Source organism: Desertivirga brevis (assembly GCF_017355835.1).
Genome location: NZ_JAFEWF010000008.1, coordinates 150,722 through 168,254, shown reverse-complemented (window position 1 = coordinate 168,254; position 17,533 = coordinate 150,722). Strand labels below are relative to the sequence as shown.

Genomic DNA, 17,533 nt, shown 5'->3' with positions numbered 1-17,533 from the left:
ATTACTTCACCGAAGCTTCAAGAGAGTAGGAATAAGGAACAGAAGATTGACCGGTACCCCGGGATTTATTCGGTTCAGATTGCATCTCCACATTCAGTTTTCCTCCGTTGAGAATTGCTGCGTGGCTGATCCAGTTCTTGTCGTAGACTTTTCCGTTTAGGTTGACCTTTTTAACATACCTGTTCGAATCTCCGTTGCCGGGAGCAGTAATTTCAAATACTTTTCCATTTTCAAGCTTCAAACTAACCTTATCAAATAAGGGGGCTCCGAAAACGTACTGATCAGTTGCAGGACAAACGGGGTAGAAGCCAAGGGCGGAAAAAACATACCAGGCAGAGGTTTGTCCATTGTCCTCGTCACCGCAATATCCATCAGGTGTAGGTTTATACAACCTGTTCAGCACCTCTCTTACCCAGTACTGCGCTTTCCATGGGGTGCCTGAGTAATTATACAAATAGATCATGTGTTGGATCGGCTGATTACCGTGTGCGTACTGGCCCATATTAGCGATCTGCATTTCTCTGATCTCGTGAATAACTCCACCATAATAACTATCATCAAAAAGTGGCGGCATGGTGAAAACTGAATCCAGCATCTGGGTAAACTTCTCCTTTCCTCCCATCAGCTGCATCAAGCCGTTGATATCATGGAATACGCTCCAGCTGTAATGCCAGCTATTTCCCTCTGTAAAGGCATCACCCCATTTCAAAGGATTGAACGGACGCTGGAAGGAACCGTCTTTATTTTTCCCTCTCATAAGATTTGTTTCCGGGTCAAAAAGGTTCTTATAATTCTGGCTACGCTTTGCATAAAGCTCAATCTCCTCTTTCGGACGCTTTAATGCTTTTGCCAGCTGATAGATTGCAAAATCATCGTAAGCATATTCGAGTGTACGCGCAGCGTTTTCATTAATATCAACATCATAAGGCACATACCCTAGCTTGTTATAATAGCCGACACCCTTCCTGCCTACTGCAGTCATTGGTCCTTCATTATTGGCACCATGGATCAAAGCCTCATAAAGCTTCTCAATATCGTATCCTCTTAATCCTTTTATATATGCATCGGCGACTACGGAAGCGGAGTTATTACCAACCATAATATCAGCAAAACCAGGACTACTCCATTCTGGTAGAAATCCACCTTCCTTATAATCATTGATAAGGCCTTCCTGCATTTCCTTGTTAATAGAAGGGTACATCAGATTAAGAAAAGGGTATAAGGCGCGAAAGGTATCCCAAAAGCCCGTTCCACCGAACATATATCCCGGTAATACTTTACCATTGTAGGGACTGTAATGAACGATCTTCCCTTCCCCGTTTACTTCGTATAATCTGTTTGGAAAGAACAAGGTACGGTACAGACAGGAGTAGAATGTTTTACGCTGCTCCTCGCTACCTCCTTCTACCTGCAGGCGTCCAAGTTTCTCATTCCAGGCTTTACGGCCTTTCGCTGCAAGCTGATCAAAAGAATCGTTTCCTAGTTCCTTCAGATTAAGCTCGGCCTGTTCCGCGCTAATAAAAGACGATGATACTTTGGCAAGCACGGGGTCGGATTTCCCTTTTACCGAGAACCCAACTATTGCGCCTACGTGGTTCCCTTTGCGGTCTGTCTTATTCAGGAATCGTTGCTTACCTTCCCATACAGAATAATTGCTGAAGGGCTTGCTGAACACAATGCTGAAGTAATTTCTAAAATTTTTCAAATTGCCCCTGCTGTATTTGGTCGAGTAGCCTATGATCATCCTTTTTTCCGGAATGATCTTTACTTCTGATCCAGCATCAAAAGCATCCAGCACCACGAAGGAACTATCACTTTTTGAAAAACTGAACCTGAACATTGCTGCACGCTCTGTAGGGGTAACTTCGGCAGTAACGTCGTGATCAGCGAGATATACACTATAATAATAAGGTTTTACTGTCTCCGCTTTATGCGAAAACCAGCTTGCACGTTCCTCCTGATCGAAAACTGCTTTATCGCTTACCGGCATGAGTGAAAATTGTCCATAGTCATTCATCCAGGGAGAAGGCTGATGCGTCTGTTTAATTCCCCTGATCTTGTCAGCACTGTAAGTATATTGCCAGCCATCGCCATTTTTGCCGGTCTGGGCTGTCCACATATTCATTCCCCAAGGGAGGCCAATAGCCGGGTAGGTGTTCCCATTGGAAAGATCACCTTTCGAATCTGTTCCCATTAGGGGATTAACATAATCAACCGGATCATAAATTTTCTTCTGAGCAGAGACAGAAGTGAAACCAAGAAATGATACGAGAATACTAAAAGCGAAAATCTGTATTTTCACTTGAGGGAGCTTGTTAAGACTCATAGCTAAGAGAAGATGATTAATTAACAGAAAGTATAAAAATAAGATCTTTCCTCTATCCTTCCTGTTAATAGAGGCTCAATGAATTGTTAATGAAAACTAAACGAGGGTTAACTATTTCCTTTTCCCCACACCCTGATGAGTAATTGTTACGGGCAGGATGAAGCCCTTCTCATCGAAACTCATTTTATCGATGCAAGTAACACGATGATTAGCATCGGTTTCACCCAAAGGCCGCCTGTGATAAACAATGAACCATTCGTCTTTCCCTGGAACCTGCATAACTGAATGGTGCCCCGCACCTGTAGCTACCTTCGGGTCCTGTTGCAATACAGTACCTATGCGTTCAAAGGGGCCAAAAGGGGAATCTGCAATAGCATAAGCTATACGGTAATCCGGACCTCCCCAGCCACCTTCCGACCACATAAAGTAGTATTTGGAATTCCTTATAAACATAAAGGGCCCCTCAACATATCCTTTAGGAGTAATCTCGCGGAAAATGTTTCCATCCTCCCATGCGGTGAATCCTGTAAAATCGCTTTTTAGTTTCACCATATTACAACGCCCCCATCCGCCATAGATCATATAATACTGCCCATCCTTATCTTGAAACACAAACTGATCAATAGGTTGTGCACGATTATTAATCTTATCCAGGAGAGGCTTGCCTAGATAGTCTTGGAAAGGGCCTTCCGGCTTATCAGCAACAGCTACCCCGATTCCCCCTGTTTCCTGCTCATTCTGTATATCATTTGCAGAAAAGAACAGGTAGTACTTTTTATCCTTTTTTATAATACATGGCGCCCACATTGCTCTTCGGGCCCATTTAACTGAGGCCGTATCAATAATCCTTCGATGTTTTTTCCAGGTAATAAGGTCTTTGGATGAAAAAGCATCCATAAAAACCTGATCCTCATAGGGAGCTGAATAAGTGGGATAAATCCAGTACTTTTTATCAAAGACCACTCCTTCAGGATCAGCATACCATCCTGGAAATACAGGGTTTCCCTTGCTTTTATCCAACAACGGAAGTTTTTGAGAAAAACATTTGCTTGCAAAGGAAGAGAGAATTGCAAGAACAATCAGCATTTGCGATAGTGAACGTAATTTCATGAATTTCGATTTTTCATATAAAAACTGGTGCTAAAGCCATTTATAACCATCCTGATTTTTGGTAGGAAAAATTGGGTTAGCAATAAAAGATCCTATTTCTTAAAGTTCAATCAAGAATGTAGATCAAGGCCAAAAGACTTCCATAAACAAACCTAAAAAAACAATTTCAATTTCTGCTAAAACGTTTTACTTATTTCCTCGAAATGGCAGCCTGATAGAAACATTTCAACCAATTACTCTCATGAGGCTCACCTTAGTTTTTTTCATACAGGAGTCCTATTGACCTATAATAGCTTTTCGAAAAAACAAGAATAGAATTGTAGAATGGTTAGAGGAGATTCAGGTGAAGTAATATACCATAAAAATGGCCCATGCACAGCATGAGCCATCTTATGTCATAATGCATTTTTTAAGCGAATAACAAACTTGCGATTAAAAAAGCAAAGACTGCTGCAACTAAACCATACATGAAAATATTATAAGAGATGCGCAGTAGCCTGTATTTCTTTCCCAAAACAGCACCCTGGGAATACAGGTCCTTAATAAGCATCTGGTATAGGTACTCCTTGTCATTCATCGCCACTAGCATTGCAGCAGAATAACTTTCAAAGGACATTTTGTGAAAATTTCCGAAGAAGAGGAGGTTTGCTTTCTTTTCGTCTACCTCCTGTTGAGAAAAGGTTCCTTTGGTAATCGAAGGGCGGGTGGATAATATCGCAAAAATGATTGCAGACAAGCTAACCAACATAATCAGGGCAGTGGGCCAGGCCAGGTAAAGCTCTGAATCTATTTTGCGGATAAGGAAGCTTAAAATAGCTGAAAGAATAATAGAGTTAACAGTTATAATGATATGAGCTTTATTATCTGCCATGTCACTTAAGCGCTGATGATTGGCTGAGCTGATACGGAACATCGTCTCTATTCCCCTGGATGGTTTCTCCTCCTTTTCTTTTACAGGAGCATGATTGATAGATTTTACAATTTTAGCATCTTCTTGAACCTCTGAATTATTACCCGTTAACCTGGATTTAAGAGTTTCTATATTCTTCTGTTTCTGCTTGTTTAAAATGTCATTAGCAAAATCAGTTTGATACCGATGAGATTCAAGGAAGGCTATAGTTTTAATAAGCCACTTCTCTTTTGAATATTCCTGAGGATACAAGAGGCTGTATTCCTTTCTCACGCTCTTATTCAGCCCTTTAAATTCTTTTGTGCCTAGATGAAAAAGGTCTGCGTCTCCAAGGATTTGCTCAACGAGATTGGCTCCTGCCTGAGGGATTTTCGTGGATATAATAGCACTTTTAACGGAATCAATAATATCTGTACTGCTGCCAAGTGAAGACAAGAAGCGTCCGGCTACCTCCGCCCCTGCTTCTTCGTGATTAGCAGCGTCGAATAAATAGCCTACATCATGAAACCAGGCTGCACTTAAAAGAATGAAAAAATCCTTCTCGTTCAGTTTATAATGATTTCCTAGTTCACCTGCTTTTTGGACAACTCTCTCTGTGTGCGCGAAGTTATGATAGACCAAAGACTCGTTAGGGTAATTCTGATAGAGACGTTCAACCTCTGCCTTTACTCCTTCTAATTCTGCTGAGTAGTTCATGATTAACAAAAATTAAAAACGGGCACTAAGTTTAAGGTAGGGGTACCAGCCCTCAGTAGAGTGACCTGCAATGAATTGAATTAAAGCATAATTTGCCGGAGCCAGATAAACTCCCCCTCCTACTCCGTGGTGCCATTGGTCGGATTTTTCCCCATCTACCCATACCCTTCCTGTATCGTAAAAGCTACTTATACCAACTTCGCCCGGGAGAATATATGTTGCTAGTTTTGCTATCCTTAAGCGTAATTCAATATTGTTGTATAACATCTGTTCGCCGGCAAAACGGTACTGGTGGAAACCGTAAAGGTTATCATGCCCTCCCAGGAAAAGTGACTGATAGAAGGCTGCATCACCCAGTGTTATACCTCCACCAATTCTGTGCGCAAAGACTAAAGCTGAATCTCGCATTAATTTCTTATACCATCTGAATTCTGGTGTTACCTGAACAAAAGATTTTGCAGCTTCGTTCAATCCTGCTAAACCTTCTGCTTTAATCTTCACATAGGTTCCTGAAGCCGGCAATAAGGTATTGCTTCGATGATCGCTCAGCAGGTTCATACTTAATCCTCCATGGAATTTATCCTTATCCAAAGACTCACTGTCATAAGAGCCAGTATAGTTACTGCTAATAAACCTGCCTATATTTTCAGATGACTGATAAGAGTAATATTGGAAGACTGGCCCTGCAGTGAAACTAGTATTTTCAGTTAAATTCCATTTTAAGCCGCTGCTTAAAGTGGCTAAATTAAAGCGAGAGCGATAGAAAAGATCAGATCTGCTTCCCCTTAACCTCAAAGTCTCATTTCCCCTGCCATAAAAATTAATTGTATTGTTTGGCCCATATACAGCTGCATTTATAGTAAGATCCGCTTTACCGATCACCTGTTTCCAGTCGCCGTTATACTTAATGCGGAAAGCAGACGTGGAGAAAGAATGCGCTACTGTGAATTCGTGCTCACTCGCGTATGGTACTTTCCTGAATCCCTGGTGCGTGTGTTTTATACCTGCACCTAAAATAAATCCGTCATCCCTATTGAATCCGCCTGTAATAAGTGGCATATTAACATTGTACCTATTAATAGGAATATAGCGGGTATGAAGAGTATCCCCTGAAAAATGCTTTCTAAAAGCCCTATCATTGCTATTTATGTGTATTCCGTCTGCTTTTGCATAGAGATGAGTAGGACGACTTGATGCAGCCGCATCAAGTAATTTCTCTCCCTCAGCGGCTACAATTCTCACTTTAATTTTAGAAGGATTATTGATAGAAATCTTGTCATTTCCCTTTCCTGTATACAACCATACTTCTTTGGTAAACTCAGGTCTGATTATTTTAGAAAACACCAGCTCCTTTTTGCCTGATCCACTTAATCTAAAGATCTCCAGGTTGAGGTTCTCTCCCTCTGCGTTCAGCGAGAAATACTCATTTTTATCTGAAGCTTTAATCTCAACGGTCTCATTGATGAAACGATAGAACTTCTCTGACTCTTTCAGGAGATTCTCACGCTGACTCTTCATGTTTGCCAGAAGGGCCTTGTGACGGAGCTTATAAGAAGATTCAGGTAGCCTCTTAAGCGATGCTTCAAGCACTTCGTCTGGCAATGCAGCAACAACTTCTCTGGTAATATCCATCCATTGCTCATAGCTAAGCTCATTTAATATTCTGGATACCATGAGCCTGCTTTCCCACAAATAAGTATTGATGTTACGCACTTTCGAATCAAATCCCTGCAGAAAAGGAAGCAGCCATGAGCGGGATGCGACATTCGGAAAAAGGCCCTGGTTTACATAGAACACCTGATCACGATCACGGGGAACAGCGAGGTACTGCTTTCCTTCACCCTCCTGTATATCCTTCCATCTCCATTGATCAATGTGTCTGTCCCAGTCGCCAATGATTACATCAAGTAGTTGGGCCTTAAGGAAACCCTCTGCGTTAACCCGGTTCTTGCTATCAGCATCGAGTGCGGCAAACATTTTAAGTGTATTGTCTGATTTTCCTAATGGCTCGCGTTCTTCAAGCAACACCAGCTTGTTTTCAAAATCGGCTGCAAACTCTCCCAGAGCTGCATCTGGCGCCACCACTCCGATAACAGGATTAGTGTGCGGCACGCCAGTAGCTTCAGCTAATACGGGAACAATAAGCGCCGCGTAGGGATGTTGGGCCGACATATTATCGTCTACCCAATCCTTCGCGAAGGTGTTCCTTATCTGTTCAGGGATCAGTACCTCAGGAAACTTTTCGATTGAACGTATCACCCACTCATTTCCTTTCTTGTCGGTTAATCGAAGCGAATGAGTTTGGTGGCCTCCTCCCCTTGTTGTAGGGGTTAATCCTCCCTGTATCTGAGAAATTCGAAGAAGAGGTACTTTAGTATCTATCGCCCACTCCTGCCTATAGTTTTCTCCAAACCAAACACGGTGGATCTTCCCATGATCATTATAAGATGGATGAGCTTTAACCACGGTGCTGTCCTGGGCATTTAAGGCATTCGCCAGAATAATAAATATGGCTGAGATGATAGCAAGTTTCATGAGTATTTTAATTAAAGATTGTTATAGTTGATCTCTCTATTGATACTCAAAATTAAACCATGAAAAAGACCTGAAACTTGACATCCCTTAAGAAATGAAGTTGACAAAAGTCAAGATAATTCTGAAACTAGCAGCTACTCTTTTTCCATCCCCCACTTCTTATTAGGTGTGCTGCCCATTATAAACTCCAATGTACCTCCGCTAACAATTTGCTTATGGGTAATAGAGATTTGATTATAAGGCTTTCCGTTCAATTTTATCATTTGAATATAGGTATTTATCGGCGAGACGTTTGCCGCTGTTACAGTAAAGCTTCGTCCATTGGCTAGCTGGATCTTAGCCTTTTTAAGTACTGGAGATCCTATTTGATAACTTCCATTGGCTGGATTTACGGGGTAAAAACCCATTGCACTGAAAATGTACCAAGCAGACATTTGACCACAGTCTTCATTCCCCGAATAACCAGAAGATGAATTATTGTACAGGGTGTTTAATACTTTTGCGACATATCCCTGCGTTTTCCAGGGCTGACCTGCGTAATTATATAAATAAGCTGCATGGTGGCTGGGTTCGTTTCCATGTGCATATTGGCCGATAAACCCAGATGCATTCCCATTTACCTCCTCTGGCAAAGCATTTAGGGTAAAGAACTTATCAAGCTTGGCCGTAAAGGCTTTGTTTCCGCCTACCAAAGAAATTAGGCCTTTTATATCTTGTGGCACATACCAGAAATATTGCCAGGCATTTCCCTCTGTGTACGGATTTCCTCCATTTCCACCATACTGAAGAGGATTAAATGGGTCTATCCATTTTCCCTCGGTGTTTTTTGCTCTGAAGAATCCAGTACTATTATCATATAGGTTACGGTAGCGCTGAGACCTTTCCAAGAAATACTTAAAGTCGTCCTCTTCACCAAGCAACTTTGCAAACTGCGACACACACCAGTCGTCATAGGCCATCTCAAGAGTGATCGAAACAGATTGAGATTGGATATTTTCTGGAATATACTTGTACTTATCCCACGATGAAAAAGGAGATCCGGGATGATCTGTTATTGATGAAGCCCTCACGGCATTATATGCCTTATTAAGGTCGAATCCTTTAATCCCTTTTAAGGCAGCATCAACTATAACTGGAATTGCGTGGTTCCCAATCATACAATAATTCTCTTCGCCCCATAATTGCCAGATTGGTAAGTAACCGTAGGTCTCGTATTGCCGGATCATACTATTTATAAAACCTGCTGTTCTTTCTTCTTGTAGCAAGGTATACAAGGGATGGGCAGCCCTGTATGTGTCCCAAAGTGAAAAAGTTGAATAATGCTTATTATCAATTGCTTTTTGTATACTAAAGTCTGTGGCCTGATACTCTCCATTAACATCTGCAATATTGTTAGGCTGAATAAAGGCATGGTATAAACCTGTGTAATAAATCTCCTTCTGTTCCTGCGTACCCTCTACTAATACTTTATTAAGTTCTTTTTCCCATTTACGATCGGCCTCCTGTACTTTGGCGTCGAAATTCCAATCCGGGTTTTCCTGTTGTAAATTTAATCTCGCATTTTCAATGCTAACCGCAGAAAGGCCGACCTTTACTAACAGAGGCTTTTGAGCGCTAAGTTTGAAGCTGGCCAGGGCCTTTAGGTTTGTTCCGTTAATAATTTTTGCATCTTTGCGAATAGTGTTACCATCATACAGCTCGATATTCGCTATAGGTTCTAAGAATTCAGCCCTAAAGAATACCTTTCGAAGTTTAGCCCAGCCTGTTAATATTCGATATCCCTCTATCGTGTAATTGTCTACAATTCTAATATTTGACTCAATAATTTGGCATTGCCAGTAATTCCTTTTTTTGCTGAGCGAATGGCCAAGATCTATCAATAATTTAGCATTCTGTTTTTCAGGATAGGTGTAACGATGAAAACCGGTGTGTTCTGTAGCAGTAAGCTCAGCGTTCACATCATAATCCAAGAGCTTTACCTGGTAATATCCTGCCTTTGCCTGTTCCTGATTGTGAGAAAAAGAGGATTCGTATGGCTTATCTTTATTTCCTGAGACGGGCAAGAAAAGGATATCAAAAAGATCTGCAACTCCGGTACCGCTAAGATGAGTGTGACTGAATCCAACTATCTTAGTATCGTTATAATCGTAACCTGATGCTGGCTCTTCCGGTTCCCGTCTTGTATCCGGGCTTAGCTGTACAAAGCCGAAGGGCACTGTTGCTCCGGGGAAATTACTCCCAGACAAGCTATTCTTGTCAACAGCCCCAGTGCCAATAAACGGATTCACATATTTCGTAAGGTTTCTCTCCTGCGAATTAGTGATAAAAGGTGCAAGCAGCACAATTGCAGCTAAAAACATTTGTACAGTATATCTATTCATAACTTGAAAGTATTAACAGGTAAAATTAGGAGCAGAACAGTCTTAATGCTGTTAATAGAGGCCGAATGAATTGTTAATAAAAATATAATAAAGTAGCTATTTAGAACTAATACTTGAAATTTTGCTATTTTTCAAATTCAGATGTAGAGTTGAATGAATCTGGAAAAGTTTATACCGCAATAACATTTTTGTAATGTATTTTCTGCTTTATACAAAATCTAGCGGGCCAGCTAGCGGTCAATAAAAATTGACTGCAAGGAGGGTAATGGAAACAAAATTTTTATTTTTATTTTAATGAAGAGGGAAATATTGGCAAATGAGGCATAAACTACTATTTGTGGAAGATGAACCGGATCTGGGGAATATAACCGCCCAATACCTGGGGTTCATGAATTTTGAGGTAACATGGCATGATTCGGCTGAGATAGCATACCAAACCTATCGAGATCTGCCGGGGCAGTTTGATTTATTGCTTCTGGACATTCAGCTACCAGATTACAGTGGTTTCGATCTTGCTGAAAAAATCACTAAAATTAACCCTGGTCAAGCCTTTTTATTCTTAACGGCGAAGAATGACAAGAAAGACCGATTGCAAGGTTTGAGCATAGGTGCTGATGATTATATTATAAAGCCCTTCGATATTGACGAGCTGGTTCTCCGCATTCGTAATATCTTGCGGCGCCAATTGAAATCGGGAGATAGGCAAGAAAACCTCCAGGCAGAGGATATTTTAATTGGGGATATTTTGTTCCAAAAAAACCTTCTACAACTTAACTTTACGAATAATCATACTCTGACATTGACTGTAAGAGAAGCGGAACTGCTGGAATTCCTTAGTCAAAATCCAGACCGGGTATTAAAAAGAGAGGAGATTCTATTACAACTATGGGGAGACAACGATTATTTTATGGGCAGAAGTTTAGATGTTTTTATCTCCAGGTTGCGAAAGGCTCTCGTTCATTCTAAATCAATAAGCATAGATAATGTTTATGGCTTGGGCTTTATTTTCAATACGAGAAAAGGAGGAAATTCCAGGTAGCCTACCCTTCCCTCATTCAATTCATTTCACAGAGTATTTTTATTATCGATTATCTCGGAGTTTTTTATGGAGATGCAGAAACGACTCAGGTATAGCAATAGCAAATAGATAAAGGCCATCAATCACTTGACAGCCTAATCGCTTCCATCAAAAAGAATTCCATTATTAGCAAAATCTGAGAGAAGTCTATGCCGTAACTGCTTTAAATGTGTTTCTTCTTACCACTGGTATAGCAGCTGGTGCCGACGATATTATTATCAAGGCTCCTCCTAGCATAGAAACGTTTTTAAAGAAGTTAATAAACTGCATCTGATACATTATAGGGTCACTTACTGTCCAAAACGGGTGCATTGCTACGGTTATTGGTGCAAGGAAAAGAAGTATAAGAACGGCTCCCCACTTTGGCTTGTATCCTGTTATGATAAGTCCCGCACCAATTAGAGCTAGAATACCGGAAGCAGGAACCAAAATATTGGCGAACAATACACCCTGACTTGCCGCAAAAGCGATCGTTTGCGATGAAAAGTGAGAGATTCCTGAAATAACGAATAAGATTGAGAAAAGCAGGCGTCCTGCTAAATTGATATAGTTCATGATTATATTTTTTAAAGTTTTATAGTTGAGTTATTAATTCCTTAGATGTTAAGCTGCTTTAATAAGGTTCAAAGTGGCTACTGCACCTTTAGGTTGTTGTAGTTTACTTCCTGTGGCCAGGTCTCCCAAATCTACCGGGGCGAAACCAATATCATCGATCAGATGTTGCACTTCAGCTTTTGCTCCTGAATCATCACCTGAATAAAAGAGCACTCTTCTACCATTCGCCTCCTGAGGATCTCTTTGGAGAATTTTAAAATAGAGGGTATTGAACGCCTTTACAACATTTGCTCCCGGGACATGCTCAGCCACTACTTCACTGGAAGCTCTTCCATTTAAATCAGCAAGTTTGAAATCGGGCGCATAAGTGATGAAATGGTTGGTAGCATCAATAACTGTTTTATCGTTCCAATCCGTCAGTTTCTTAAGGCTGGAAAGCTGTGCCCATGGTAAGGCAAGCAATACAATATCGGCAGAAGCAGCCTCTTTTGTTGTTGCAGCGACGGCCCCTGCTCCCAGTGTCTCGATGGTATCTGCTAATGTTTCAGGATTTCTGCTATTACTTAATACTACTTCATAGCCTGCTTTTAATAAATGAGCCGCGACTGTTCTTCCAATATTTCCAGCTCCGATAATTCCGATTTTCTGTTTCATGATTCTTTTGTTTTGATATTTCAAAGGTAGGCCTCTCGCATTTGCTAAAGATTGACATCGCTTAAGAAATGAACTTGATAAAAATCAAGCAGGGGCAATTTAATGGCAGAAAAGAAATCTATAGAAGGTTTTCAAGGTCAGAAAAGAAAGAAAAAGAAAAGACTAACACACCGGTTAGCCCTTCTATATCTGGAATAATTGGTCAGAAGACGATATTGCCTGAGATACTCGGCAATCTGCCCCTTACGTTAAAAGTTAAATTGCACTGGAAGCAAAAACCTCCGAAACATCAGTAAAAGGCAGATCAAGCGCCTCCGCTACAGCAGCATAACATAAGTAGCCGGCATGAGTATTAAGCCCTTGCTTTAAAGCATAAGAACCTGATATAGCTTTCTCTGCGCCTTTATCAGCTAAAATAATAGCATAAGGAAGCGTTGCATTGGTTAATGCCAAAGTAGAAGTACGAGGAACTGCTCCCGGCATATTTGCTACTGCGTAATGCAATACACCTTCTTCGATATAAACAGGATTATCATGAGTGGTAACTCTATCAACGGTCTCAAAGATTCCTCCCTGATCGATAGCGATATCGACAATAACCGAACCTGGCTCCATTGCTGCTACCATTTCGCGACTTACAAGTTTTGGGGCTGCTGCGCCTGGAATCAAAACTGCTCCAATAGCCAGATCTGATTGCTTTATTGCCTCTGCAATATTATAGCTGTTAGAAGCCAGTGTATGAATAGTGTTTCCAAAAATATCTTCGATCTCGCGTAAACGGTTAAGATTAAGATCAAGAATGGTTACATCTGCCCCCATTCCAATGGCTATCCGTGCAGCGCTCGTACCAGCTACCCCTGCACCTATTATACAAACTTTTGCTCTTTTAACTCCGGGTACTCCCGAAAGAAGAATTCCCTTACCACCGGAATGTTTTTCCAAAAACTGTGCACCTACCTGAACGGACATCCTGCCCGCAACTTCGCTCATCGGCGTCAGTAGCGGCAATGTTTTGTTAACTTCAATCGTTTCATAGGCAATTGCAGTCACTCCACTCTTTAATAGAGCTTCAGTCAGCGGCTTATCTGCTGCCAGGTGTAAGTATGTGAATAAAATAAGCCCTGGTTTGAAAAAGCCATACTCCTGGGCGATGGGCTCTTTCACTTTCATTACCATCTCCGCATCCCAGCACTCCTGGGCAGTAGCTGCAATGCGTGCACCCGCCTGCTCATAGTCCGAATCTTTAAAATCTGCACCTAAACCTGCCGAGCTTTGAATAATTACAGTATGTCCTTTTGCACTTAATGCCTTCGCTCCTGCCGGACTTAAGGCAACACGATTCTCATTGTTTTTTATTTCTTTCGGAACTCCAATGATCATATCACATTTAATTTATTCTCCGGGAGGTAAAGACGATAAGTGTTCACAGCACGAAGATGATTTTATAAAAGGAGGCGCCCCCTGAATAACAGGAAAGCCACCTCCCAAGAATTCTATTTTATTTCTTAATATCCAGTTCGGCAATTATGTTCTTGGCGCCGCCCAGTACATCAATACACCAAAGCACATACCTGGCATCCACACAAATTGTGCGCTTGAAATCTTTATCAAAAGCGATATCCCCAGACATTGCTTCCCAATTTCCGTCAAATGCAAGTCCGATCAACTCTCCTTTTCCATTGATAACAGGCGAACCTGAATTACCGCCTGTAATATCGTTATTGGTAATAAAGCCTACAGTTAAGGTACCGTTATTTCCATAAGGCCCAAAGTTTTTTTCTTTATAAGCTTGCAGAAGGTTAGCTGGGAGATCAAACTCTGTATCCTTAGGAACATATTTCGCAACCATACCATCCATTGTAGTGGTAATATTGTAAGTGATACCGTCTTTGGGAGAGTAGTTCTTCACATTCCCATAGGAAACCCTCATTGTTGAATTAGCATCAGGGTAAATAGGGGCATTACCGTTTTTCTCCAGCAGAGCTTTCAGATATTTGGTATCCAACTCAGCCTTCGCTTTGTCGAAGTCGACGGTATATGGGTACAGATTATCTTTCATATAAAGTTCCGGCATCAGGTTAGAGGCATATGAGTATGCAGGGTCTTTCTCCAACTGCTCAAGTGACGGCTTCTTTATAAATTCCTGCAGTTTAGCAGGCGAGATCAAAGCAGAGCTGTTCCATAACTCTTCTGCATAGCTTGTAAAAGTTGCTTCAGGCGCTCCTTTCCAATATTTTTTAGTGATCTCTTTTATAAATTTAGGATGTTGATCTTTAGGAATATCATCATAAAAAGCACTCAGGATCTTGCTGAATATTTTTTTATCTACCTGCTCGTTGTAGGAAGATTGATAATAGCCAAGCAGTCCATTCATTGCTTTAAGGCCTTTGGCTTTATCTTCGGGACTACCTTTTTCTGCGAAATATACCGCCTGTCGTAACTGCTGAACCATCTTCACCCAATCAGAAGCAAGCAATCCCTCACCAAGGTAAGTACGGTGTTTTGCATAGGGCTTGTACTTAGCGTAAATGTTCTGGTAGTCGGACATAATAGAAGTGAACTGCGGCTTTGATGAAGTCCAGCTAGTGAACTGGGCCTCCTGAGCTTGCTTTTCTTCAAAAACGTGATGACTTTTCAACTGCTCTGTTTGACCGATAAAATACTTCCAATAATTAGCTACCTGAGCATATTTTGATGATAAATTCAATCTGTACTGCACGTCTTTATCCATCTGCTCCTTCCATGCCTTCAGCCGGATATCCCTTAACTTTACTATGGTCGGGGAAACTTCTTCAGTAGCTAAGGATACTCCATAAGATGTCAGGAACCTGTCCGTCCGTCCCGGATATCCGAAAATCATGGCGAAGTCGTCCTGCTTTACTCCTTTGATAGAAACCGGAAGGTGTTTTTTAGGAACATAAGGCACATTAATTTCTGAATACATAGCTGGTTTATTATCCTTTCCGGCATAAACTCTGAAAACAGAAAAATCTCCTGTATGTCGCGGCCACTCCCAGTTGTCTGTGTCGCCACCGAACTTTCCTATCGATTGTGGGGGAGTTCCAACGAGGCGCACGTCGTTGAATTTCTGATAAATAAACACAAAGAACTGATTAGCCTTGTAAAAATCTTTTACAACTGCCTCATAAGTTGTTCCTTTAACAGCGTCTTCGGCAATCTTCTGAGTTATCTCAGGCATCGCTGCCGCACGTTTTGCTTCCGGAACTGCTGCCAGAGCCGAATTAACTTTTGCCGTAACATCGTCCATGCGTACAAGGAAGTTCACAAATAAGCCTGGGATCGGCTTCTCTTGCGCGTATGATTTAGCCCAGAACCCATTGTCAAGAATATTGTCCTCCACAGTTGAGTTAGATGCAATAGCATCATATCCGCAGTGATGATTGGTGAATAACAAACCGGAGCGTGAAACAACTTCTGCTGTACAAAAACCGCCAAAGGAAACAATGGCATCTTTGATACTCGCCTTATTTACGTTATACAAGTCTTCAGGCGTTAATTTAAAGCCCTGCTTTTTCATTGCATCATAATTTTTGCCAATAAGCATTGGAATCCACATCCCCTCGTCGGCATTTACATTAATCACTGCAAAAAACATTAGCAGCAGCATGCTCATCTTTTTTTTAATATTCATTTTTATTGGTGTTATTCTACTTATAAATTACAAAATATTGTGCATCCTCTTGATCAGGAATCCTTTCAAGCCAAGCAAAACAATTGCGGCAACAGCACTCGCTATAACGAAAATTGAAAAGAACATTGAAAGCGAGGATTGCGCAGCAATCTTATCCATGAACGAAGCAATGAAGCCTCCCAGGTAATTAGCTATAGCTGCCGCGCAAAACCATATGCCGAACATCATGCTGACATATTTTTTAGGCGAAAGCTTACTAATATAAGAAAGACCTACGGGTGAAACACATAGTTCGCCCATGGTATGAAACAGAAAAGCAAGACAGATCCATATCAGGCTTACTTTTGCAGAGGATGCACCCGCTGGAATTGCGGATGAACCAAAAACCAAAGCTGCGAAACCAATGGAAACAAGCAACAGGCCAATGGCAAACTTAACAGGACCCGAGGGGCCTCCAGACATCTTAGCCCATATTTTCGAAAATACCGGAGCAAGAAGTACGATGAATAATGAATTTAATGTTTGAAACCATGATGCAGGAATTTCAAGGGAGGTAGCAGTGAATTGCCTTGATAACATCCATAAGGCCAAAGCCCATATTAATAGTACGCTTAATCCCATAGTTGCAACTGCAAGCGGATAACTGCCACCTGCGCGCTTAATCATATTTAACAGCAGCCACACCAGAACTCCGAGAGGAATTAAGGTGATGAGCGTATTTAAGATACGGAAAAGATTCAATCCCCAACCAGCTTCCAAACTGCGGTCGGTATAATCCCGGGCATATAAACTCATCGAAGACCCGGCCTGCTCAAAGGCTAGCCAGAAAAAGATAGTAAAAAATGAAAACACTGCAATAACGATAAGTCGATCTCGCTCGACCGCCGCTGAAACAGGATTTTCAGGATGCTTGATAATTTGATCTGACTTGAGCACTTTTTCTGGTTCTGCAAAATAGTTGCGAAAGAACCAAAACTGTACAAGGCCAAGGAACATAAAAATACCGGCCAGCCCAAATCCAAAGTGCCAGCCGATACTTTCCCCGATATAACCACATAGCAGGATTCCAAGAAAGGCACCAACATTGATGCCCATATAAAATATTGTATAGGCTGAATCCTTCAGCTCACTTCCGTTTTGATACAATTGCCCCACCATGGAGGAAATATTTGGCTTAAAAAAGCCATTTCCGGCAATTAACAACAAACACCCCAGATAGAAAGCAGGAATAGCGTCCACTGCTAATACAACGTGACCAAGAGTCATTAACAGACCTCCAAGAACGATCGACCTTTTATATCCCAGTAACTTGTCGGCCAGAAAGCCTCCCAGAATAGGTGTAATATAAACAAGTCCGGTATACCAGCCATAAAGCATGCTTGCCCTCTCTCGGTCCCACCCTAAACCCCCATTACTTAACTCGGCCGTCAGGTAAAGTACAAATAGAACCCGCATGCCGTAATAGCTGAAGCGTTCCCACATCTCTGTAAAAAAAAGCATAAACAGGCCCATTGGGTGACCTGCTATTTTCTCATTCCTGCTCATCATATTTCTGTGTATTCAGCTGCAAACTTAGTGCGATAGGCGAAGTAGAACTTGGACATCAATCACCTTTTATAGGACAATCGATCATTTT

At 41.4% G+C, this 17,533-nt stretch carries 11 protein-coding genes; 1 reads left to right on the top strand and 10 read right to left on the bottom strand.

What is annotated here, in order from left to right:
• Position 1: 1 nt before the first annotated feature.
• The 5 genes from J4N25_RS18420 to J4N25_RS18400 all read right to left on the bottom strand — a co-directional run bounded on the left by J4N25_RS18420 (position 2) and on the right by J4N25_RS18400 (position 9,958).
• Entirely contained in the window at positions 2-2,326 is a 2,325-nt protein-coding gene (locus J4N25_RS18420) for a GH92 family glycosyl hydrolase (protein WP_207423270.1), read from the bottom strand.
• 111 nt (positions 2,327-2,437) lie between these two features.
• Positions 2,438-3,436, bottom strand: coding sequence for a glycoside hydrolase family 43 protein (locus J4N25_RS18415; protein ID WP_242695940.1), 999 nt, complete (start codon positions 3,434-3,436; stop codon positions 2,438-2,440).
• Between the two features lie 409 nt (positions 3,437-3,845).
• On the bottom strand, positions 3,846-5,042 hold the full coding sequence (locus tag J4N25_RS18410) for a Pycsar system effector family protein (RefSeq protein WP_207423269.1): 1,197 nt from the start codon (positions 5,040-5,042) through the stop codon (positions 3,846-3,848).
• 12 nt (positions 5,043-5,054) lie between these two features.
• Entirely contained in the window at positions 5,055-7,577 is a 2,523-nt protein-coding gene (locus J4N25_RS18405) for a BamA/TamA family outer membrane protein (RefSeq protein ID WP_207423268.1), read from the bottom strand.
• A 134-nt stretch (positions 7,578-7,711) separates the two neighbouring features.
• Positions 7,712-9,958 carry a GH92 family glycosyl hydrolase gene (locus J4N25_RS18400; RefSeq protein WP_242695939.1) on the bottom strand — a complete coding sequence of 749 codons (2,247 nt, stop codon included), beginning with the start codon at positions 9,956-9,958 and terminating at the stop codon, positions 7,712-7,714.
• A 316-nt stretch (positions 9,959-10,274) separates the two neighbouring features.
• Between J4N25_RS18400 and J4N25_RS18395 the strand changes: the two genes are divergently transcribed.
• Complete coding sequence (locus J4N25_RS18395; RefSeq protein WP_207423267.1) at positions 10,275-10,997, top strand: response regulator transcription factor; 723 nt, start codon at positions 10,275-10,277, stop codon at positions 10,995-10,997.
• Positions 10,998-11,183: 186 nt separating this feature from the next.
• Here the strand turns inward: J4N25_RS18395 and J4N25_RS18390 are convergent, their stop codons facing one another.
• The 5 genes from J4N25_RS18390 to J4N25_RS18370 form a co-directional block, all read right to left on the bottom strand.
• Complete coding sequence (locus J4N25_RS18390) at positions 11,184-11,591, bottom strand: DoxX family protein (protein ID WP_207423266.1); 408 nt, start codon at positions 11,589-11,591, stop codon at positions 11,184-11,186.
• A gap of 48 nt (positions 11,592-11,639) precedes the next feature.
• A complete protein-coding gene (locus J4N25_RS18385; RefSeq protein ID WP_255537127.1) occupies positions 11,640-12,269 on the bottom strand; it encodes an NADPH-dependent F420 reductase in 630 nt (209 codons plus the stop codon).
• 231 nt (positions 12,270-12,500) lie between these two features.
• Positions 12,501-13,625 carry an alanine dehydrogenase gene (gene ald, locus J4N25_RS18380; RefSeq protein ID WP_207423264.1) on the bottom strand — a complete coding sequence of 375 codons (1,125 nt, stop codon included), beginning with the start codon at positions 13,623-13,625 and terminating at the stop codon, positions 12,501-12,503.
• Between the two features lie 118 nt (positions 13,626-13,743).
• Positions 13,744-15,897: a S46 family peptidase gene (locus tag J4N25_RS18375; RefSeq protein WP_207423263.1), complete on the bottom strand. Its 2,154-nt coding sequence runs from the start codon at positions 15,895-15,897 to the stop codon at positions 13,744-13,746.
• 27 nt (positions 15,898-15,924) lie between these two features.
• Positions 15,925-17,445, bottom strand: coding sequence for a peptide MFS transporter (locus J4N25_RS18370; protein ID WP_207423262.1), 1,521 nt, complete (start codon positions 17,443-17,445; stop codon positions 15,925-15,927).
• Positions 17,446-17,533 lie beyond the last annotated feature (88 nt).

Excerpts from the sequence above, each read along its gene's own strand:
- ald (WP_207423264.1), bottom strand. The coding sequence starts at position 13,625 with ATGATCATTGGAGTTCCGAAAGAAATAAAAAACAATGAGAATCGTGTT.
- J4N25_RS18415 (WP_242695940.1), bottom strand. The coding sequence starts at position 3,436 with ATGAAATTACGTTCACTATCGCAAATGCTGATTGTTCTTGCAATTCTC.
- J4N25_RS18375 (WP_207423263.1), bottom strand. The coding sequence starts at position 15,897 with ATGAATATTAAAAAAAAGATGAGCATGCTGCTGCTAATGTTTTTTGCA.
- J4N25_RS18390 (WP_207423266.1), bottom strand. The coding sequence starts at position 11,591 with ATGAACTATATCAATTTAGCAGGACGCCTGCTTTTCTCAATCTTATTC.
- J4N25_RS18420 (WP_207423270.1), bottom strand. The coding sequence starts at position 2,326 with ATGAGTCTTAACAAGCTCCCTCAAGTGAAAATACAGATTTTCGCTTTT.
- J4N25_RS18405 (WP_207423268.1), bottom strand. The coding sequence starts at position 7,577 with ATGAAACTTGCTATCATCTCAGCCATATTTATTATTCTGGCGAATGCC.
- J4N25_RS18410 (WP_207423269.1), bottom strand. The coding sequence starts at position 5,042 with ATGAACTACTCAGCAGAATTAGAAGGAGTAAAGGCAGAGGTTGAACGT.
- J4N25_RS18395 (WP_207423267.1), top strand. The coding sequence starts at position 10,275 with ATGAGGCATAAACTACTATTTGTGGAAGATGAACCGGATCTGGGGAAT.
- J4N25_RS18370 (WP_207423262.1), bottom strand. The coding sequence starts at position 17,445 with ATGATGAGCAGGAATGAGAAAATAGCAGGTCACCCAATGGGCCTGTTT.
- J4N25_RS18400 (WP_242695939.1), bottom strand. The coding sequence starts at position 9,958 with ATGAATAGATATACTGTACAAATGTTTTTAGCTGCAATTGTGCTGCTT.